Origin of the sequence: Qipengyuania huizhouensis (genome assembly GCF_019711635.1) — a bacterium.
GTDB lineage: Bacteria > Pseudomonadota > Alphaproteobacteria > Sphingomonadales > Sphingomonadaceae > Qipengyuania > Qipengyuania huizhouensis.
Genome location: NZ_JAIGNT010000001.1, coordinates 282916 through 302693, shown reverse-complemented (window position 1 = coordinate 302693; position 19778 = coordinate 282916). Strand labels below are relative to the sequence as shown.

Below are 19778 nucleotides of genomic sequence, written 5' to 3'. Positions count from 1 at the left end.
GCGGCAACGCAAGCTTTGCGGCATGACCGCCAACTCGCTCAGCCCGCACCGCGCGGCCATTGTCGCCGCCCTCCTTCTGTCGCTCGTCACTCTGGCGGTCCTCTTTGCGATGGACCGCCCGCCGATCTGCGAATGCGGCTATGTCAGCCTGTGGTATGGAGACATCAATTCCTCGGGCAACAGCCAGCACCTGTCGGACTGGTACACGCCGAGCCATATCATCCATGGCATGCTGTTCTACGGCCTCGGCTGGCTGTTGTTTTCCAAGTTTGGTCTTGGCGGCAAGTCGGCCGGGAAATGGAGCTTCACGCTCGCAATCGCGCTCGAGGCGACCTGGGAGATCATCGAGAATACGCCCATGGTAATCGACCGATACCGTTCGGTTACGGTCAACTGGGGCTATTCGGGTGACAGCATCATCAATTCGATGGCCGATCTCGGCTGGATGAGCCTGGGTTTCTGGCTCGCTCTCAAACTGCCGGTCAAAGTCACGATCGCGCTGGCAGTGATCATGGAAATCGTCGTGGCGCTGGTGGTCCGGGACAATCTCACGCTCAACGTGATCATGCTGATCTGGCCGTTCGAGGCGATCCGCGAATGGCAGGCGCTGGGCTGAACTGAAAAGGGCGGCCCGCAGGCCGCCCTCTTCGTTTTGGTCAGTCTTCCGAAGTGCCTGCCCCGGTCGTGCCTTCGGGAAGGTCCGGCCGGCTGTCGGGCAATTCCGCATCGCGGTCGCCCGTTTTCAGGTAAGTGTCGAACCAGCGCATCATGCGCAAATTGTAATCGTAACGCGCGGCGGCCTTGCTGTTGCCATGGCCTTCGCCCGGATAGAGTACGAGGCGCACCGGCACATCGGGCTTACGCACCTTCATCGAGCGATAGAGCTCGTAGCTCTGGCTCGGCGCAACGCGGGTGTCTTCCGCCCCGTGCATGATGAGCAGCGGCGTATTGGCCTTGTCGACGTGGTAGATCGGGCTCACCTCGAGCATCGCCTGCCAGTCGTCCCAGGGCCATTTGCGCGAGTGGACGTTGTACATTTCATAGGGAATGTCGGTAGTGCCGAACTTGGACACCTGGTTCGAGATGCCGACGAACATCACCCCGGCGGCGAATTCGTCGCTAAGTGCGGTCGCACCCCAGCCGGTGGCATAGCCGCCATAGGAGCCGCCGGTGATGCCCGTGCGATCGGGATCGGCGATGCCTTCCGACACCAGTGCTCGCTTGGCATCGACCAGATCGGTGAATTCCGGATCGGTGTAATTGCCGGTATGCTGTTTGGAGAATGCCGTGCCGTAACCGGTCGACCCGCGATAGTTCGGCAGGAAGACCGCATAGCCCTGTCCTGCGGCGACCTGGCCGGGCTTGGAATAGGCGGTCTGCCAGCCGTTGCTGTCATGCGCTTCGGGGCCGCCATGAACGTTGAGGATCAGCGGCGCGCCGCCGCGCGGCGCTCCGCCGACCGGCTCGATCAACACGCCTTCGACTTCCTGACCGTCTCGCGCCGTGTAGCGGAAGGTGCGCTGTTCGCCGAAATCGATTTCGGACAGCCACGGGTTGTGCTGCGTCCAGCGACTGAAGCTGCCGTTGTTCCATACGAAGAGTTCGGTCGGGTGGCGCGGGCTGTTTGCCTGGACGGCCAACGTATTGCCGCCCGCCTCGACACTGGTGAGGATCAGGGCGCCGCCGTCATGTTCCTCGGCTACGGTGCCATCGGAATTGTAAATCCGCAGTGCGCTCTGCGCTCCCTTGTGGATCACTGCCGCCAGGCGGCCATCGGCGAGCCATTCGGCATCCACTGCCGCTTCGGGCGCTCCGGCATTGAGCGCACGGTAGCTGCCGCTGGCGACGTCGACGAGATGCAGGGTGGTGTCGGCGGGATCGTTGATATCGACGCCCGCGATCATGGAAAGCTGGCTTCCATCGGGAGAAACCTCGATATCGCCCAGCTTGCCGGGAGTTTCGACCACGCGGAGCACCTGTCCGCTGGCAAGATCGATCACATGCGCGCGCTTCGAGGTATAGGTATCGTCGATCTGCGGCGTGGGCGCGCTGTCGACCACGGCGGTCCGCCCTCCCGGCGCGATCTTGAACGCGCTGACGTAGCCGGGAATGGAGACGGCCTGCGGATCGGCGTCCACTTCGGTGCCGACGCTGGCCGAGAACAGGCGGTTTAGCTGTGCCTCTTCCTCATAGACGATGGCGTTGAAACCGGCCTTGCTTTCCTTCTCGCGCGCTTTGTCCTTTTCGGCAGAAGCGAGCATCCAGATGCGCGATCCGTCGGGTGCCCAGGCATAGGAGCGAACGCTCGAATCCTTCACTGCCGCGAGCTTCCGCTGCGCGCCGCCGTCGACCGGAATTCCCCAGACTGCGCGATCTTCGTCCTCATCGGCCCAGACGAAGCTGACCATGCGGCCATCGGGCGAGAAGGACACGCCCGAAACGCTCATGTCTTCGGGCAGGAAGTCGCGCGCGTTCATCGGCGCATAGGCCATCTTCAGCTGCTGCTGCGTACCGCCGTTCTCTTCGCCTTCGGTAATGTCAGGCAGACTGGCCGTGGTGTAGGCGATGCGGCTGCCATCGGGCGAGACCGCGATGGTGCCGACATTTTCGAGCTTGGCGACATCTTCGGGCGTCATCGGGCGAGCCTGCGCCGTGGCGGACAGCGAGACACCGGCAAGCAGCGTGGCGGCGATGGCGATGGGACGAATGGTCATGGGCGATCCTCTGTTGGTTCGATTATTGCGCGCTTTCATAGCGTTCATGTCGCAAAGGGCAAACCGGGGCTTGTGGGCGGCGGGCCGAGCGGGCATCACCGCGCGCAATTCAGGAGGAGAGACTTGATGCGCAAACCGACCGCCGTCCTTGCCGCGATTATGTGTGCCGCCGCCAGCCCACTGCTTGCGGAAACGACCGTCATTCATGCCGATGGCGTGATTGTGGACGCCGATTCCCCGCCGATGGGCCGTGCGACCGTGACCGTGACCGACGGACGCATCGTGAGCGTTGAAGGAGGCTGGTCCGACGTGCCCGAAGGCGCGCAGATGGTGCATCTGGAAGGCAAGACGCTGGTCCCCGGTCTTGTCGATCTCCATGTCCATCTCACCGGCGATCCGGGCGGCGATTTCTGGCGCGGCGCGGTGGAGCCTGACGAGTGGGGCGTGGTCGTCGGGGCCAAGAATGCCGAAAAGACGCTCAAGGCCGGTTTCACCACGGTGCGCGAGGCGGGCAGTTCGCAGCACACGGCGTTCTCCCTGCGGCGCGGGACCGAGGAAGGCCTGATCCAGGGGCCGCGTATCATCGCCGCCGGTCCGCCGCTCGCCATCGTCGGCGGGCATGGGGACGTTTCGGGCTTCCTGCCGGAAGTGAACGAGGTGCTCTCGAGCGGCTATACCTGCACCGGCGCGGTCGAATGCGCGGAGAAAGTTCGCCGTGCCAGCCAGAACGGGGCGGACACGATCAAGATCACCGCCACGGGCGGCGTCCTAAGCCAGCAGGGTCGCGGGCTTGAGGCGCATTTCAGCGATCCCGAGATGGAGAGCATCGTGGAGACCGCGAAATCGCTGGGACTCGACGTCATGGCCCATGCGCATGGCGCGCGCGGGATCGAAGCCGCTGCCCGCGCAGGCATCGACACCATCGAACACGGAACCTATCTCGACGAAGCGGCTGCGCAGGCCATGCGCGAGAACGGTACGGTACTGATCCCCACGCTGATGGCGTTCAAGGGCGTGACCGAGGGGCTGGGCAAGGGCATCTACACGCCCGTGGTCGAGGAAAAGATACGCGCCGTCGCCGAAACCGCGCAGGTCTTCATGGGCAAGGCCCATCGCTGGAATGTGCCGATTGCCTTCGGCACCGATGCGGGCGTGTTCGAGCATGGCCGCAATGCGGAAGAATTCGCGCTGATGGTCGGGCAGGGCATGAGCCCCCGGGAAGCACTGGCAAGCGCCACCACCATGGCGGCCAAGGTACTGCACATGGAAACCGAAATCGGCCGCATCGCGCCGGGCTATTCGGCAGACATTATAGCGGTCGAAGGAAATCCGCTGGACGATGTAACCGTGCTGGAGGATGTCGACTGGGTAATGGTGCGCGGGCGCGTGGCGGAATAGGCGAACCAAACCGCGGATCGGTCGTTGGTCGATAGGAGTGGCGCGGCAGTCGGTGACGAATTCCTTTGTGACCTGTTTTGCCTAAGGCTGCGTCGCACACGTCGAAACGGGGAAACCGCAATGAAATTTCTGAATATCGCGCTGGCTGGCGCATCCGCATTGTCGCTTGCCGCCTGTGCAACCACGCCGGGCGAAACCGTTTCGGTCTCTCAGACCGGCGAGAACGAACTCTCCGGCACGATGGAACTCGCCGACGCGGGCGAAGCGGCGGAGCACGAAAAGCTCTTCGCCCTGTTTGCCGAGGCGGACGAACGCAGCCTTAAGCTGAACCCCATAAGTGCGCTGTTCCGCGGTGACATGCGCTATGCGGACAGGCTGGGCGAGTTCCTGACCGACGAATATAATGACGCCAGCCGCGCCGATGCGCAGCTCAATCTCGCCAAGCTCGCGGAAATCGACCGCGCTGCGCTCTCTCCTACCGACCAGCTGGCCTATGATGTCTTCGAGTATGATCAGGAAGAAACGCTGAAGGGCCTGACTCCCGAAATTCTCGCAGTCACCGAGGTGCGGCCGGTGAACCATTTCTCCGGCTTCCACACCTTCTATCCCAGTTTCGCCAGCGGACAGAGCGCGGCACCGTTCGAAACTATCGAGGATTACGAAAACAACCTGAAGCGCCACGAAGAATATGTGGAGCTGTCCGACCGAGCGATCGCCAAGTTCCGCGAAGGCATGAACACTGGAGTGCTGGAGACCAAGCTGACCATCGGCAATGTCATCAGTCAGCTCGATACGCAGCTGGCCATGGATATCGAGGAATCGCCCTTCTGGATGCCGGTCACCAACTTTCCGGACGATTTCAGCGCCGCGGACAAGGCGCGCCTGACCGAGGAATACCGCGCCGCGATCGCGGATATCTATGCCGTACACGCCCGGATGCGCGATTTCCTGCGTGACGAGTATTATGCTGCCGCGCGCGACAGCGTGGGGCTGGGCCAGATGAAGGGCGGTCCGATGCTGTACCGCCAGCTTATCGAAAGCACGACCACGCTGCCCCTGACCGCCGATTACCTCCACAACCTCGGACTCGGCGAAGTGACCCGGATCAAGGAGGGTATGGAGCAGATCAAGGCCGAAGTTGGCTTCGAAGGGACGCTCAACGAGTTCTTCGATCATGTCCGCACCGATCCGCAATTCAAGCCGGAGAGCCGCGAAGCGCTGACGCAGGCCTATTACGATATCGGCGAGGAGGTCGATGCGAAGATCGGCGAATATTTCTCGCTCGTTCCCGAGACTCCGCTGCTGATCAAGCCGTACGAGGAATATCGCGAGAAGTTCGAGGCGGGGGGATCCTATCAGTCCGGTTCGCCCGATGGCGAGCGACCGGGCACGTTCTATTTCAACGCCTATGACCTGCCGAGCCGCCTCACGACCGGCAATGTCACGCTCTACCTCCACGAAGGGGCGCCGGGGCACCATTTCCAGATCAGCCTTGCGCAGGAGAACGAAGACCTGCCCAGCTTCATGCGCTTCGGCGGCAAGACCGCCTATATCGAAGGCTGGGCGCTCTATGCCGAGACGCTAGGGTACGAGATGGGCTTCTTCGAAGACCCGTGGAACCGGTACGGGACGCTGCAGGACGAACAGCTCCGCGCCATGCGCCTGGTGGTCGATACCGGCCTGCATTCCAAGGGCTGGACCCGCCAGCAGGCGATCGACTTCATGCTGGAAAACAGCGGGATGACCGAGACGGAAGTGGTGGCCGAGGTCGAGCGTTACATCGCCATCCCTTCGCAGGCGCTCGCCTATAAGGTCGGAGCACTGAAGATCCAGGAATTGCGCCAGCGTGCGGAAGAGCGGCTTGGCGACAATTTCGACATTCGCGAATTTCACGCACAGGTGCTGAACACCGGCGCGCTGCCCCTGCCGGTGCTGGAAGCGAAAATCGATAACTGGGTTGCCAGCGGCGGAAGTTGACCGGTTGGCGTCCAGAGCGATCAGAGGGTCAAGTTGCCAATTAGTCACAGATTCCGGGTCATTCGGGGAGTTGAGCGGGAACCCGTCTCCCAGCCCGGCAGTTTGAGAGGCGGACGAAGGGAAAAGATTTCATGGAGGAGTAAACCATGTCGAGCTTGTCCTATCGCAGCAGCAGCCCCGATCGGTGGGTGAAGCCCAAGGCCTATAGCGATGCAAGTCTTCGCTATCAGCAACATGGGAAGATCCTGCCGATGGAAGAGCCGGGCTTTTTCGCCCGTCTGTTCGGCGCTCGCTGATAAAGGCTCAGTATTTAAAGAAAGGGGCCGGGAGAGCGATCTCCCGGCCCCTTTTTTGCGTCTCCAGCAGGAGCGGAAGGATCAATATTCTTCCGGTTCCTCCGGCGTTTCGGCCGTGTGTGTCGGGCCGGCTGTGCGGTCGCCCCGGGCCAGCTTGAAGACCACGCCGCTCAGCAGTGCCAGCGCCAGCAGGTTCGGCAGGGCCATGGCGGCATTCGAGATATCTCCAAGGCGCCAGACCAGCTGGCTCGGCTGCGTCGCACCGATGAAGATCGCGATGCACCAGATGACGCGCCAGGCGATGTGTAGCTTCTTTTCGCCGCCGCGGGTCGAACCCGGCACCCGGTCGTAAAGGAAGGTGATCGCGCGTTCGCCGTAATAGCTCCAGGTCAGGAGCGTGGTGAAGACGAACAGGATAAGCGCGACACTGGCGATCAGTGTTCCCAGCGGGATGCTCCCGATCTCAAAGGGGAAAGCCGCGGCAAAGGCACCGCTCGTGGTCACGAAGCCGGATGCGGCAGTCGTCCCGAGATCAGACTGCCATACATGGTCGACCGCCTGCCCCTGATAGGTGAAGTCGCCCTGAACCGTCAGGATGACGAGAGCCGTCATGGTGCAGATCACGATCGTATCGATGAACGTGCCGAGCATCGCCATGCGGCCTTGCTGTTCGGGATCGTTGGTCTGCGCCACGGCATGGGCGATAGGGGTCGAACCCTGGCCGCTTTCGTTGGAGAACAGGCCGCGGGCCACACCCGCACGGATCGCCAGGATGATGGCAGCACCGGCGAAACCGCCGCTTGCGCTCTGGACATTGAAGGCCCCGTCGAAAATGCGCCCGAAGGTCTCGGGCAAGTCGCCGAAGTTCAGGATCAGGGCGATAATGGCCATGACGATATAGGCTGCGGCCATGAATGGCACGATGCTTTCCGCCACACGGCCGATCGACTTGATGCCACCGATGATGACGATGAACACCGCGATCGCCACGATGAGCCCACCCAGCCAACGCTCGAAACCGAACAGCTCGTTGAGACCGCTGGCGACCTCGTTCGCCTGGATCGAATTACCGGTCACCAGCGCGCTGAACAGCGTGCCGAGACAGAACAGGATGGCAAGCCAGGTGTATTTCGGACCCAGGCCCATCATGATGTAGCTCATCGGGCCGCCGCGATAGACGCCGTCGCTGGTCTTCTCGCGATAGCGAATGGCCAGCGAACCTTCGGCGAAGCCCAGAGCCATGCCGAACAGGGCGGTCACCCACATCCAGAATATTGCACCCGGGCCGCCGAGTGCGATGGCGGTGGCGACACCGGCCAGATTGCCCGTCCCCACCTGGCCGGAAAGCGCGGTCGACAGCGCGGCGAAAGGCGAAATTTCACCCGCGCCCGCACTCTTGCGGCCGCGGAACAGTCCGGCGAAGGCGCTGCCCAGCTTGACGATCGGATAGAATCGCAGGCCGATCATGATCCACAGGCCCACGCCCAGCAGGATCAGAGCCAGCGGGGGGAAAGGGATCACGGCAACGCCGTCCCAGGTACCGCCCCAGATAAAATCGGAAATATTGGTGACCGGTTCGATCATCCTTTCGCCGAAACTCGGCGGTGTGGCATTTGCCATTCTGGTATTCCCCTCATGCGTCCCGATATTCGGTGAAGCGTGCAGGCTAGCCATGCGGGAGCCGCTTGAAAAGCCGGAACTGCGCGGCCCTCCACGGCTTGCGTTTTTGTTTCGCGCGGCCTAAGTGCGTCCGCGTCTTCCGACATCGATGAAGGAAAAGCCCCTCCCGACCTTGTATCGGGGCGGCGAAACCCCCATCCCGGAAGCGACACAGAAATTCAACGCGAGAGAGCGCTAGAGATCATGGCCGACAAAGCCGACAAGACACCGAAGGTCGCCAAGGGCAGCAAGACCTCGCCCGCCGAATTCATTCGGCAGGTTCAGACCGAAGGTCGCAAGGTGGTGTGGCCGACCTGGCCCGAAACCGTCCGCATCTCGATTTTCGTCTTCATCATGATGATCATTCTCTCGCTCTTCTTCCTCGGCGTCGATTCGCTGTTCGGCGCCGTGGTGCGCTGGCTGCTGACGCTGGCCTGATCTTTCGCAAGGGTAACGAGAACACATGGCACGCTGGTACATCATCCACGCCTACTCCGGCTTCGAAAACAAGGTCCGCGATTCGATCATCGCCGAGGCCGAGCGTCTGGGCCTTTCCGAAGGTGTCGAAGAAGTTCAGGTCCCCACCGAAACCGTGACCGAAGTGAAGCGGGGCAAGAAGGTCCAGGTCGAACGCAAGTTCATGCCCGGCTATGTACTGGCCAAGCTGAACATGACCGACGACGTGTATCACCTCGTCAAGAACACGCCGAAGGTTACCGGCTTCCTCGGCAATAACAACAAGCCGCAGGCGATCTCCGAAAAGGAAGCCGCGCGTTATTTCGGCGGCGTGGAAGAAGCCAAGTCGGCACCCAAGAAGCAGGTTTCGGTCGATTACGAAATCGGCGATCAGGTCAAGGTGCTCGATGGCCCCTTCGCCAGCTTCAACGGCCTTGTCGAGGAACTCGATTTCGACAAGCAGAAGGTCAAGGTGTCGGTCTCTATCTTCGGCCGTGCGACTCCGGTCGAACTGGAATTCGAACAGGTCGAACTGGTCAAGTAAGACCGCTCGCAAGAGTTACGAAAAGGGGCGCCGCTCGAAACCGAGGGCGCCCCTTTTTCGTATCTGCAGTGTCAGGCTTTAGCTGCTTACTCCGGGTATGAAACCCAGCTTGTCGGCATAGGACAGGCTCATCATGATCGTGTCGACCGCCATATGAGCCAGCACGCAGGCCCACAGGTTCCCGCCGCAGCGATAGCGCAGCCAGCCGAAGCCGATGCCGACCACGCCGGTTATGATTACCCCGCCAAGCCCCTGGTAGAAATGCGGCAGGCCGAAGAGAACCGCCTGCACCAAGATCACCAGCCACATGCGGCCGCGCAGGCCGCCGAGCCGGGCGAGACGATCCATCAGAAAGCCGCGCCAGAGCAGTTCCTCGCCAAGTCCCGCCGCAAAAAGTGCCACAAGCACAATCCACAGGATGAAATGGAACTGGCTCTGGGTGACCCAGTCCAGCACCTGTTCCACATCGGGCGTGCTCAGCCCGATCGCTTCGACCAGCATGCTGCCCAGCGTGAACCAGCCGATGATGGCGATCGTCGCCAATACCGCCCAGCCAAGAGTGGGCGCCCAGCTTGCCGGAGCGCGCAAGTTCCAGGCTATTGCAACGGCGCCTTCGCGCCGGAGCCACAACCAGGCCACAAGCAGCGCGCCGGCCATGCTGGAAGCGACCGAAACCGCCGCGCCCGTCGATGTTTCGCCCCAGATTGCGACACCGGGAATGCCGCAAGCGAAATAGACGACGATTACGCTGATAAACTGGAGCGCGAAGCCACCCCATCCCGGTTGGCGATACACTGATTGTCCGGTCTCGCCAGTCGAAACGATCGCCTGCTCGGTCATGACGCGCATCTCCTCCTCGCGCTATGCCGACGGAAAATGGCCGCGCCGCGCAATAACGCTCTATCACCGGGTGGCTTGGCAATCACGCAGGCATGGCGGGTTTTCCGCGCATCTTTGTGAAATTCTGGCAGTGTTCGGGGCCTCTCTCATGGCTTGCATTTACGGGCAGAATCGCTATGTGCGCGCCTTCCCAAGCAACAGTGACGGGAAATCCACGCGGGAGGCCTGCCTTGCAGACCGCTCGACCGCTCAACATGAGGCTGGATCGGAAGATGCAGCCGACAGTGTGAAAGGAGGCCAGTGATGGCCAAGAAGATCGAAGGCTATATCAAGCTGCAGGTGCCCGCGGGCACTGCAAATCCATCTCCGCCCATCGGCCCTGCGCTGGGTCAGCGCGGCGTGAACATCATGGAATTCTGCAAGGCGTTCAACGCCGCTACGCAGGACCTCGAAAAGAACGCACCGATCCCGACGGTCATCACCGTCTATGCGGACCGTTCGTTCACCTTCGTCACCAAGACGCCACCGGCATCGTATTACCTGAAGAAGGCTGCCAAGCTGAAGTCGGGCTCGAAGGAGCCGGGCAAGGTTTCGGCCGGGACCATCAAGCAGAGCGCGATCAAGGAAATCGCCGAAGCCAAGATGGCCGACCTCAATGCGAACGATATCGACCAGGCCATGAAGATCATCGAAGGCTCCGCGCGTTCGATGGGCCTCGAAGTGGTGGAGGGCTAAGCACATGGCAAAGCAGACGAAGAAGCAGCAGGTCCGCGCAAAGCTCGACAGCGAGAAGCTTTACACGGTGGATGAAGCTCTCGCCACGCTGCGCGGGCACAAGTCCAAGTTCGATGAAACCGTCGAAGTCGCCATGAACCTCGGCGTCGATCCGCGCCACGCTGACCAGATGGTCCGCGGCATGGTTTCGCTCCCGAGCGGCACCGGCAAGGAAGTCAGGGTCGCAGTGTTCGCCAAGGGCGACAATGCCGAAAAGGCGCTCGCCGCTGGAGCCGACAAGGTCGGTGCCGAAGATCTCATGGAAGACATGCAGAACGGCAATCTCGACTACGACCGCGTGATCGCGACCCCGGACATGATGGGTGTCGTCGGTCGTCTCGGCAAGGTGCTCGGCCCCAAGGGCCTGATGCCGAACCCGAAGCTCGGCACCGTGACGCCGAACGTGGAACAGGCCGTGAAGGACGCCAAGGGCGGCCAGGTCGAATTCCGCGTCGAGAAGCAGGGCATCATCCACAGCGGCATCGGCAAGCTGTCGTTCAAGGATGAAGACCTGAAGAAGAACTTCAAGGCGCTGACCGAAGCCATCGTGAAGGCCAAGCCGGCCGGTGCCAAGGGCAAGTATGTCCGCAAGGTCACGCTGACCAGCTCGATGGGTCCCGGCCTCAAGGTCGACCTCGGCGAAGTCGAAGGCGCGTAATTTGTTGTCCTATCGCTTCGCCGCTTGAGGGCCTTCCGCTCAAGCAGCCGATAGGCGGTAGTGTAAACGGGAAAAGGGCCGGGGAGAGATCTCCGGCCCTTTCTTTTTGCCGGTTTAGATTCCCCCGCGGGTATAGGCGAAGCCCGCTTCTTCCAGTCCCTTGCAGAGTTCCGCCATGCAAGCATCGAGGTCGGCCCGGTCGGTGGAGCGGATGACGAAGTTCGAGCCGACGCGGCCTTCGCGGAAGAAGGGGTAGCTGCCGATCTGGCAGTTCTCATGGGCCTTTTCGACCTCGCGGAGCAAACCCGATACTTCGCTTTCGGGAATGAACCCGCCGACAGTCTCGGCAATCAGCGGCGCACCGCCTTCGAGCGTACCGGTGAGGGCATCCAGCATGCCTGCAGTGATGTGCGGGACACCCGCCATGAGATATACATTGCCGATGCGGATACCCGGTGCACCGGACATGCGGTTGGGGATCAGTTCGGCACCTTCGGGCGTGCGCGCCATGCGCAGCCTGCCTTCGTTGAGCCCGCCCTTGTCAGTATAATATTTTTCCAGAATAGCGCGGGCTTCGGGATGGATTATCACCGGTACGCCAAGGGCCTGCGCGACGGCGTCGACTGTAATGTCGTCATGCGTGGGCCCGATCCCGCCCGTTGTGAAGAGGTAGTCGTTCGCTTCGCGCAGCGCGTCGACCGCTTCGACGATCCGCTCGATCACATCGGGCACCACGCGCACTTCGGACAGGCGAATGCCCTGCACCTGCAGCCAGCTGGCGATTTGCGCGATGTTCTTGTCGTGAGTGCGCCCCGAAAGAATCTCGTCGCCGATCACGACCAGCCCGGCGGTGTAGATACGATCAATCATGCCTGACCACCTACTGCGGCTGGTCTGCGAAAGCTACTCCGCAGCTTCGAGCGTTTCGTGCACTTCGCGCGCGTTCGCACTCCTGCGCCGAAAAGAGAGGATTCCATCGTCCACCGGATCGGCGCGCATGCGCTTGCGGTCGATCACATATTCCTGGTTCAGCCGCCACGGGTAGTTCACCGCATTCTTCGGCATGATGTGCTTGGCACGCTGGATATAGCCGGAGGAGAAATCGAAGATGTCGTCCTCTTCGAGATCATGCGTATCGGGCAGGACGGGAACGGCGATGTCGTTGCCGCTTGCTTTCATTTCGGAAAGTACCCGGCAGATATAGTCCGAATTGATATCGGCCCGCAGTGTCCAGCTGGCATTGAGATAGCCGAACACCACGGCAAGGTTCGGCAGGTTCGAGAACATGCAGCCTTTGTAGTAGAAGCGTTGGGCCAGATCGACCGGTTCGCCCTCGACGGTCAGCGCGATTTTGCCGGCCACGGCCAGCTTGAGACCGGTGGCGGTCACCACGATGTCGGCGGGGAGGAAACTTCCATCCTCGAGCCGGACGCCGCCCTTCTCGAAGGCTTTGATCCGGCCGGTGACGACATCGGCCTTACCGCTCTTGATCGCTTCGAAAAGATCGTCGTCGGGTACCAGGCAAAGGCGCTGGTCCCAGGGATTGTAAGGCGGTGTAAAGGGAGCGAGATCGAAATCCTCCCCCATGATCTTCCTGATCTTCTTGTGCAGGAATTCGCCGACCTTTTGCGGTTTGGTTCGCGCGCGCTTGAAACCGACGTCCTGCAGCTTGATGTTTTTCCAGCGCGTAATCTTGTAAGCCGTCTTTTCGGGCAAGATCTTGCGCAGGAAATTCGCAAAACCGTCCTTAGCCGGGCGCGAGAACATCCATGTCGGCGTGCGCTGGAGCATGGTAACCTTGGCCGCCTGCCGGGTCACCGAAGGAACGATGGTCACCGCGGTCGCGCCCGAGCCGATCACGACCACGTTCTTGCCTGCGTAATCGAGATCCTCGGGCCAGAATTGGGGATGAATCACCTGCCCGGTGAAATCGCCGAAATCGAAACCGGGATCATAAGGTTCGTCGTAATCGTAATAGCCCGATCCGAGATAGAGCCAGTTGGCGGTGAGCATCTTGCGCTCGCCGTCCGACGTTTCGAGCGTGACATGCCAGCGGGCATCCGCGCCGTGCCAGTCAGCAGAAATCACCTTGTGCCCGAAGCGGATGTGGCGGCGAATGTCGCGCTCGTCCACGATCCGGTCGAGATATTCGAGGATCGCAGGTGCATCGGCTATCGATTTTTCATGCTTCCACGGCTCGAATTCGAAACCGAGCGTGTGCATGTCGCTGTCCGACCGTACGCCGGGATAGCGGAAGAGATCCCAGGTCCCGCCGAGATTCTCGCGCCGCTCCACAATGGCGAAGCTGTAATCCGGAATCTTCTCCCGCATATGTGCGGCCATGCCGATGCCGGATATGCCTGCGCCGACGATAAGCACGTCGAAATCGGTCGCGCGATTGCTTGCTGGTCTCTCTCCCATAAGGTGACGTTACTAAATGCGGGCGTGGAGGGGAAGCGTAAGTTGCGCCGTGCAACCTATCTGTGCTTCTGGCGACGTCATCCGGGCACTCGCTTTCGCCAATTCTCTGGGCTAGGGCTCGGTCGGGCTTGAGGAGATACCATGACGAAAGTTGGGAACGGCCGCCCGCATCGGGTTACGTCGATCGACGTTGCGGAGCGCGCCGGGGTCAGCCAGTCGACCGTCAGCCGCGCGCTGTCGGGTTCGGAAACCATCACCGAATCCACCCGCCGCCGCGTAGAACAGGCTGCGGCGGAGCTTGGCTATCATGTGAACACCAGGGCTGCTGGCCTGCGGAAAGGCGAAACGGGCACTATCGCCATCGTCGTGATCGGACGCGATGGCCAGGGGCCGGCCGCCATCAATCCGTTCTATTACAGCCTGCTCGGCAGCACCTGCGCCGCCGCCGCCGAACGGGGCTATGAAGCCCTGGTATCGTTTCAGGCGAGGGAAGAGGAACTCTTCGGTCATTATGTCGGACGCAGGCAGGCGGACGGCGTGGTGGTGATCGGTACGGCTACGAACGAACCGGCCTGGAATTACTTTCGCGAGGTTGCAGCCGCCAGCGACTCCATCGCGTTCTGGGGTTCTCCGTTCGACGATGCCGTTTGGGTCCGCTCCGACAATGCCGATGGCGGACGGCTGGCGGTGGAGCGACTGGTTGCGGGCGGCGCGAGCAATATCGTTTTCGTGGGCGATCCCAATTCTTCGCAGAAGCAATTCCGCGAGCGTTACGAGGGCTATCGCTGCGCGATGGAAAAGGCCGGTCTCGCCACGCGGGAACCGATCGTTTCGTCGGGCGAAGACCGTGTTTCCCAGGGACGGATCGCGATCAGCCAGCTATGCGATGACGGCGAAACCTTCGACGGTCTATTCTTTGCCTGCGATGCCATGGCGCTGGGCGCACTCGAAGAGCTCGCTTCACGCGGTCTTGCGGTGCCGGGGCAGGTCGGCGTGGTCGGCTTCGACGGGCTGGGTTCGGGCGAATTCAGCAATCCGCCGCTAACGACCGTAGAGCCGGACTTCGCAGAAGCGGGCCGAATGCTGGTCGAAACTGCGCTGGCGGGCGATGGAGAGCGTGCCGAGCGGCGTGTTCCGGTTCGCCTGGTCGAACGTTCGAGCGTCAAATAACGCAGCTTGTCGATTGGCGGTTTGCCAAGGTCGCTTCGCACCGTCTAAGCCTCCCCGCCTATCTCAAGGGGAGAGACCCAGATCATGAAGACCAGCATCGCTTCCGCCCTCGCACTCGTGCTCTGTGCAGGTTCCGTCCACGCCCAGAGCGAAGAACCCCAGCCGAGCCCCAATCCGGTAGAAGAGCAGGAAGTCGATGCCTCGCAGGACGAGCTGCCCCCTGAAGGCAGCGGGGAGGCCGTCGATGCGGCACCCGCTACCGTTCCGATCCCCGGCGAAGGAGAGAAGGAAGAGGGCTGGGACGTCACTGCGCCGCGCGGCGCGAGTTTACGCGAAGTGGCTATCAATACCGACGAAGGGACGTGGATGGATGTCGACGTGTCGCCCGATGGCCGCACGCTCGCCTTCTCCTTGCTTGGCGACATCTACACCATGCCGGTTTCCGGCGGCACGCCGACCCGGATTGCAGAGGGTCTCGCCTGGGAAATCCAGCCGCGATTTTCACCGGATGGCAGCCGTATCGCCTTCATTTCCGACCGTGCAGGTGGGGACAACATCTGGCTGATGAATAGCGACGGTTCGAACAAGCAGCAGGTCACGAAGGAAGATTTCCGCCTGCTCAACCAGCCCAGCTGGTCGCCCGACGGGCGCTATATCGTCGCCAAGAAGCATTTCACCACACAACGTAGCGCCGGGACCGGCGAAATCTGGCTCTACCACGTTTCCGGCGGCGGAGGAGTCCAGCTGGTCAAGCGCGCCAGCGAGGCATTGCAGAAAGAGTTGGGCGAACCGATCTACGCGCCCGATGGCAATGCGATCTACTACACCCGTAACGTCACCTCTGGCCCGATCTTCGAATATGCTCAGGATTCGACCCAGGGTATCTTCAATATCGAACGTTACGATATCGATACCGGCGAAGTGACGACTGCGGTCGGCGGCTATGGCGGCGCGGTCCGCCCCACGCCTTCGCCCGACGGCCAAAGCCTCGCCTTCGTGCGCCGCGACAAGGACCAGTCGCAGCTGTGGGTGAAGGACCTCTCGACGGGCGAAGAGCGCATGATCTACGGCGCGCTCGATCTCGATCTGCAGGAGACCTGGGCCGTCTATGGGGTCTATCCGATCATGGACTGGATGCCCGATAGCGAGAGCATGGTGGTCTGGGCGGGCGGCAAGCTGCGCCGTGTTGCCGCCGATGGATCGGGTGACAGCGTTATTCCGTTCTCCATCTCCGATACCCGCATGGTCGCGGAAGCACCGCACCCGGTCATCGATGTCGCACCGGAAAGCTTCACTGCCAAGATTCCGCGGTTTGCCAGCGTTTCGCCCGACGGGCGCACCGTGGTCTTCGAAAGCCTCGGCAAGCTTTATGTGAAACCGGTGGGCAGCGATGCGGCGCCCCGCCAGCTTATCGCGGGCGGCGGCGATAGTCTGGAACTGTGGCCTGCCTGGTCGCGCGACGGGCAGCGGATAGCATTTGTGCGCTGGACCGACGAGGGTCTCGGCAACATCGTCACGGTCGATGCGCGCGGTCGCGGAGAGCGGGTGGTGACCCGCCAACAGGGCCATTATGCGGTTCCGCAATTCTCGCCCGATGGTGAGACCATCGTGTTCGAGAAGCGCGGCGGCGGCTATCTGACCTCGCCCACTTATTCGGAGAATGAAGGCGTCTACGCGGTTTCCGCCACCGGGGGCACGCCGCGCCTCATCGCGCGCGATACCTCCACGCCGCAATATGGTGCTGATAATGAGCGCATCTTCATGCTCGCGCGCGAAGGCGGCAATCTGCAGCTGATCTCCAGCGACACCAATGGCGAAGCGCGCCGGGTCCACGCGCAGGGCGATCTGGCCAATGATTTCAAGGTCAGCCCGCGCGGTGATTACGTTGCCTTCCGCCAGAACTACGAAGTCTTCGCTATGCCGCTGCTCCCCGGCGGCCAGACCGTCACAGTAGGAGAAAAGGCAAGTTCGCTTCCGGTGACCAAGGTCAGCAAGGGCGGGGCCGACTATATCGGCTGGACTGAGAACGGTTCGACCCTGCACTGGTCGATGGGGCCGGTGCTCTACCGTGCCAGCACCACGGCTCTTACGCCGAGTGCACCGCAAGCGGCAGAAGCGCCCGGGTTCACTCCGCCGGACAGCGGAACCTCGCTTGCCCGGACCATCCGCGCCGACAAGGCGAGCGGAACCGTCGCGATTACGGGTGCCCGTATCCACACCATGGCCGGTGACGGGGCGGGCACGATCGAAAACGGCACGATCCTGATCGAAGGTGATCGGATCGCCGCAATCGGCCCGGCATCGAGCGTTGCCGTGCCAGCGGGCGCAAACGTGGTCGATGCGGCCGGACGCACTATCGTTCCCGGCTTGGTCGATGCGCATGCGCACGGCGCACAGGGCGTAGGCGATCTTGTCCCGCAACAGAACTGGTCGCTGGTACAGAACCTCGCCCTGGGGACGACGACTCTGCACGATCCATCCTCTTCGGCCAGCATGATCTTTGCGGCGGCCGAACGGCAGCAAGCAGGGAGCCTGCTAGCCCCGCGCATCTTCTCGACAGGCGAGATCATCTACGGCGCCAAGGCACCTAGCGTCTATGCCCGGATCGACAGTTACGAGGATGCGCTGGCCCATGTCCGCCGGATCAAGGCGCAGGGCGGCATCAGCGTGAAGAACTACAACCAGCCGCGCCGCGAACAGCGTCAGCAGGTGGTGGCCGCCGCGCGTGCCGAAAACATGCTGGTGGTGGCGGAGGGCGGCTCGCTCTTCGGTATGGACGTCAACCTGATCGCAGACGGTAATTCGACCCTCGAACACAACATCCCGGTCGATGTCATGTATGAAGATTTGTTGCAGATGTTTGCCGGATCGGACACCAACTACACGCCCACGCTGGCGGTGACCTATGGCGGTCTGGCGGGCGATCCTTACTGGCGTCAGGCCACCGACGTGTTCGACAATCCCTTGCTGGTCCACACGCCGCCCAAGATGCTGCTTGCGGAAACGGGGCGGCGCATCACCGCACCGGAATGGGCATTCGTTGACGATAATGCCGCACGCGAGGCGAAGAAGCTCGCAGAACGCGGCGTCAAGGTCAGCATCGGTGCGCATGGGCAGCAAGCTGGCATCGCGGCGCATTGGGAATTGTGGAGCTTCGTGCGAGGAGGAATGTCGCCTGTCGAGGCGCTGCGTGCCGGGACCATCGAACCGGCCAAATCGCTCGGGATGGAGCGCGATATTGGCAGTCTCGAAGTCGGCAAGCTGGCCGACCTCCTGATCCTTACCGCCGATCCGGCACAGGACATTCGCAATTCCGATGATATCGCCCAGGTCATGCTGGGCGGACGTCTCTATGATGCGCGGACGATGAACGAGGTCGAGACCGGCAACGAGCGCCGCCTGCCGTATTGGTGGGAATGACGAGAAAGGGCGGCACCAGCCTTTGCCGGGCCGCCCTTCTTCATATGATGCGGTGAACGATCAGGCCGCGCGTATGTGGAACAGGAATTCGTCGACCTTGTCACGCAAGGTCGCGGCTTGCGTCTCAAGATCGCTCGACGAAGCCAGAACTTGGCTTGCAGTGGCTCCGGCCGCCATGCTGGTGTTCCGCATGCTTTCGAGATGGCTGGCGACTTCGTCAGTGCCCTGCGCTGCACGGTCGATACTGCGCGCGAGATCCTGACCGGCCACCGATTGCTGGTCGACCGCGCTGGCAATCGAGATGGCGGTCGTCTCGAGTTGTTTGATCTGGTCGCCGATAGAGCGCAGCGCGCTGACGCTGGCGCCTGTCGAGGCTTGCATTGCCTGGATCTGTTCGGACACTTCTTCGGTCGCCCGGCTGGTCTGAGCGGCCAGTTCCTTTACCTCGCTCGCCACCACGGCGAACCCGCGGCCAGCCTCCCCTCCGCGCGCTGCCTCGATGCTGGCATTGAGGGCGAGCAGGTTGGTGCGCTGGGCTATGGACTGGATCAGCTCAACGATCTGACCGACCTGATCCGCCGAGGCGGCGAGCGCGCCGATCGTTTCATCGGCTCCTTCCGCGTCGAGCGATGCCTTGCGGGCGAGTTCGGCGGAATTGGCGGCCTGGCGACTGATTTCGCCGATCGACATGGCGAATTCATCCGACGCCGCAGCAGCAGCAGTGACACCACCGGAGGCCTGCTCCATCGCACCGCTAACCTGGCTTGCCTGCCCTGCAGCATGCTCTGCGGTGCTGGCCATCGATCCTGCGGCCGAATTGAGCTGGCTCGATGCCGCGGCCACGCCGCCTACGACATCCCCGACACTTTTTTCAAAATTGTCGGCAAGGCGGATCAGCTCCTGTTTTCGCTGTTCGGACGCCGCTTTCCGACCGGCGAACAATTCGTCGAGCTTGTGGCCCGATTTGGCAAACACCTCTAGTGAACGGGACAGCTCGCCTATTTCGTCCGTGCGTTCGGTATCGCCGACATCGATATCGCGTGATCCGCCGGCCAGACGACCCATTTCTCCGGCGACATGCTGGAACGGTTCGATCACGTGGCCGATGATGAAGCGCAAGCTGAGGATGCCGCCCACCAGTCCTATTACGGTCACACCGATTACTACCCAACGGGCTGCAGCCGCCTCTTCGGGATAGGAAATCCCCAACAATGCGGCAACTGCGACGATTACAAGTCCGCCGAGCGAGAGCAGCGAAGCAATCTGGGCTTTCGCCTTCAGCGGCTTATCCATGAGCCAGGCGGTCAGGCCGGAGTATCGTGTTGTCGTTGCCGCTTTCACGCCTTCGACTTCGGCAATCTCACGCCGCAGTTCCTCGCCGATCATGGTGCTATGCGCATTCATCCCAAGCCACTCCCCAATTCGTTCTCAAGTCACCGCCTGAAACCGGT

16 protein-coding genes are annotated in these 19778 nt (G+C 61.9%); 10 read left to right on the top strand and 6 right to left on the bottom strand.

All coding sequences use genetic code 11. The annotated features are described in order from the left end of the window. Window positions 1-22: 22 nt before the first annotated feature. A complete protein-coding gene (locus tag K3180_RS01430; protein ID WP_221537868.1) occupies window positions 23-616 on the top strand; it encodes a DUF2585 family protein in 594 nt (197 codons plus the stop codon). Window positions 617-656: 40 nt separating this feature from the next. On the opposite strand, the gene K3180_RS01425 is transcribed toward K3180_RS01430, so the two are convergent. Beyond that, the gene (locus tag K3180_RS01425; RefSeq protein ID WP_221537867.1) at window positions 657-2714 is read right to left on the bottom strand and encodes a S9 family peptidase; all 2058 of its coding nucleotides are present in this window, start codon (window positions 2712-2714) and stop codon (window positions 657-659) included. Between the two features lie 126 nt (window positions 2715-2840). Between K3180_RS01425 and K3180_RS01420 the strand changes: the two genes are divergently transcribed. From K3180_RS01420 to K3180_RS01410, 3 genes are all read left to right on the top strand, one after another. Continuing rightward, window positions 2841-4112, top strand: a complete 1272-nt coding sequence (locus tag K3180_RS01420) for a metal-dependent hydrolase family protein (RefSeq protein ID WP_221537866.1) — start codon at window positions 2841-2843, stop codon at window positions 4110-4112. 120 nt (window positions 4113-4232) lie between these two features. Then, window positions 4233-6089: a DUF885 domain-containing protein gene (locus K3180_RS01415; RefSeq protein ID WP_221537865.1), complete on the top strand. Its 1857-nt coding sequence runs from the start codon at window positions 4233-4235 to the stop codon at window positions 6087-6089. Window positions 6090-6235: 146 nt separating this feature from the next. After that, on the top strand, window positions 6236-6385 hold the full coding sequence (locus tag K3180_RS01410; RefSeq protein WP_202391799.1) for a hypothetical protein: 150 nt from the start codon (window positions 6236-6238) through the stop codon (window positions 6383-6385). 81 nt (window positions 6386-6466) lie between these two features. Here the strand turns inward: K3180_RS01410 and K3180_RS01405 are convergent, their stop codons facing one another. Further along, a complete protein-coding gene (locus K3180_RS01405) occupies window positions 6467-8005 on the bottom strand; it encodes an alanine/glycine:cation symporter family protein (RefSeq protein ID WP_221537864.1) in 1539 nt (512 codons plus the stop codon). 243 nt (window positions 8006-8248) lie between these two features. Between K3180_RS01405 and secE the strand changes: the two genes are divergently transcribed. Together secE and nusG are read left to right on the top strand one after the other, a co-directional pair. After that, window positions 8249-8482, top strand: a complete 234-nt coding sequence (gene secE / locus K3180_RS01400; RefSeq protein ID WP_160726904.1) for a preprotein translocase subunit SecE — start codon at window positions 8249-8251, stop codon at window positions 8480-8482. Window positions 8483-8507: 25 nt separating this feature from the next. Next, window positions 8508-9044, top strand: a complete 537-nt coding sequence (nusG, locus tag K3180_RS01395; RefSeq protein WP_221430388.1) for a transcription termination/antitermination protein NusG — start codon at window positions 8508-8510, stop codon at window positions 9042-9044. Between the two features lie 78 nt (window positions 9045-9122). On the opposite strand, the gene K3180_RS01390 is transcribed toward nusG, so the two are convergent. Further along, window positions 9123-9884 (bottom strand): CPBP family intramembrane glutamic endopeptidase, encoded by a 762-nt coding sequence (locus K3180_RS01390; protein ID WP_221537863.1) that lies wholly within the window; start codon window positions 9882-9884, stop codon window positions 9123-9125. A 303-nt stretch (window positions 9885-10187) separates the two neighbouring features. Here K3180_RS01390 and rplK point away from each other — a divergent pair, with 303 nt between their 5' ends. Beyond that, window positions 10188-10619: a 50S ribosomal protein L11 gene (gene rplK, locus K3180_RS01385; RefSeq protein WP_221537862.1), complete on the top strand. Its 432-nt coding sequence runs from the start codon at window positions 10188-10190 to the stop codon at window positions 10617-10619. 4 nt (window positions 10620-10623) lie between these two features. Next, window positions 10624-11316: a 50S ribosomal protein L1 gene (gene rplA, locus K3180_RS01380; protein ID WP_221537861.1), complete on the top strand. Its 693-nt coding sequence runs from the start codon at window positions 10624-10626 to the stop codon at window positions 11314-11316. Between the two features lie 114 nt (window positions 11317-11430). Here the strand turns inward: rplA and K3180_RS01375 are convergent, their stop codons facing one another. Together K3180_RS01375 and K3180_RS01370 are read right to left on the bottom strand one after the other, a co-directional pair. Then, complete coding sequence (locus K3180_RS01375) at window positions 11431-12186, bottom strand: competence/damage-inducible protein A (protein ID WP_221537860.1); 756 nt, start codon at window positions 12184-12186, stop codon at window positions 11431-11433. Window positions 12187-12219: 33 nt separating this feature from the next. Further along, window positions 12220-13737, bottom strand: a complete 1518-nt coding sequence (locus tag K3180_RS01370; RefSeq protein WP_221537859.1) for a flavin-containing monooxygenase — start codon at window positions 13735-13737, stop codon at window positions 12220-12222. 141 nt (window positions 13738-13878) lie between these two features. Here K3180_RS01370 and K3180_RS01365 point away from each other — a divergent pair, with 141 nt between their 5' ends. Further along, window positions 13879-14907, top strand: a complete 1029-nt coding sequence (locus K3180_RS01365) for a LacI family DNA-binding transcriptional regulator (RefSeq protein WP_221537858.1) — start codon at window positions 13879-13881, stop codon at window positions 14905-14907. An 84-nt stretch (window positions 14908-14991) separates the two neighbouring features. Then, window positions 14992-18327, top strand: coding sequence for an amidohydrolase family protein (locus tag K3180_RS01360; RefSeq protein ID WP_221537857.1), 3336 nt, complete (start codon window positions 14992-14994; stop codon window positions 18325-18327). Window positions 18328-18387: 60 nt separating this feature from the next. Here K3180_RS01360 and K3180_RS01355 read toward each other — a convergent pair whose 3' ends face one another. Then, window positions 18388-19731, bottom strand: coding sequence for a methyl-accepting chemotaxis protein (locus tag K3180_RS01355; protein WP_221537856.1), 1344 nt, complete (start codon window positions 19729-19731; stop codon window positions 18388-18390). Between the last annotated feature and the right edge of the window lie 47 nt (window positions 19732-19778).

Coding starts and splice junctions, on each gene's coding strand:
- K3180_RS01415 (WP_221537865.1), top strand. CDS start 4,233: ATGAAATTTCTGAATATCGCGCTGGCTGGCGCATCCGCATTGTCGCTT.
- K3180_RS01425 (WP_221537867.1), bottom strand. CDS start 2,714: ATGACCATTCGTCCCATCGCCATCGCCGCCACGCTGCTTGCCGGTGTC.
- K3180_RS01420 (WP_221537866.1), top strand. CDS start 2,841: ATGCGCAAACCGACCGCCGTCCTTGCCGCGATTATGTGTGCCGCCGCC.
- K3180_RS01430 (WP_221537868.1), top strand. CDS start 23: ATGACCGCCAACTCGCTCAGCCCGCACCGCGCGGCCATTGTCGCCGCC.
- secE (WP_160726904.1), top strand. CDS start 8,249: ATGGCCGACAAAGCCGACAAGACACCGAAGGTCGCCAAGGGCAGCAAG.
- K3180_RS01360 (WP_221537857.1), top strand. CDS start 14,992: ATGAAGACCAGCATCGCTTCCGCCCTCGCACTCGTGCTCTGTGCAGGT.
- K3180_RS01405 (WP_221537864.1), bottom strand. CDS start 8,005: ATGGCAAATGCCACACCGCCGAGTTTCGGCGAAAGGATGATCGAACCG.
- K3180_RS01390 (WP_221537863.1), bottom strand. CDS start 9,884: ATGACCGAGCAGGCGATCGTTTCGACTGGCGAGACCGGACAATCAGTG.
- K3180_RS01370 (WP_221537859.1), bottom strand. CDS start 13,737: ATGGGAGAGAGACCAGCAAGCAATCGCGCGACCGATTTCGACGTGCTT.
- nusG (WP_221430388.1), top strand. CDS start 8,508: ATGGCACGCTGGTACATCATCCACGCCTACTCCGGCTTCGAAAACAAG.
- K3180_RS01365 (WP_221537858.1), top strand. CDS start 13,879: ATGACGAAAGTTGGGAACGGCCGCCCGCATCGGGTTACGTCGATCGAC.
- K3180_RS01375 (WP_221537860.1), bottom strand. CDS start 12,186: ATGATTGATCGTATCTACACCGCCGGGCTGGTCGTGATCGGCGACGAG.
- rplA (WP_221537861.1), top strand. CDS start 10,624: ATGGCAAAGCAGACGAAGAAGCAGCAGGTCCGCGCAAAGCTCGACAGC.
- K3180_RS01355 (WP_221537856.1), bottom strand. CDS start 19,731: ATGAATGCGCATAGCACCATGATCGGCGAGGAACTGCGGCGTGAGATT.
- K3180_RS01410 (WP_202391799.1), top strand. CDS start 6,236: ATGTCGAGCTTGTCCTATCGCAGCAGCAGCCCCGATCGGTGGGTGAAG.
- rplK (WP_221537862.1), top strand. CDS start 10,188: ATGGCCAAGAAGATCGAAGGCTATATCAAGCTGCAGGTGCCCGCGGGC.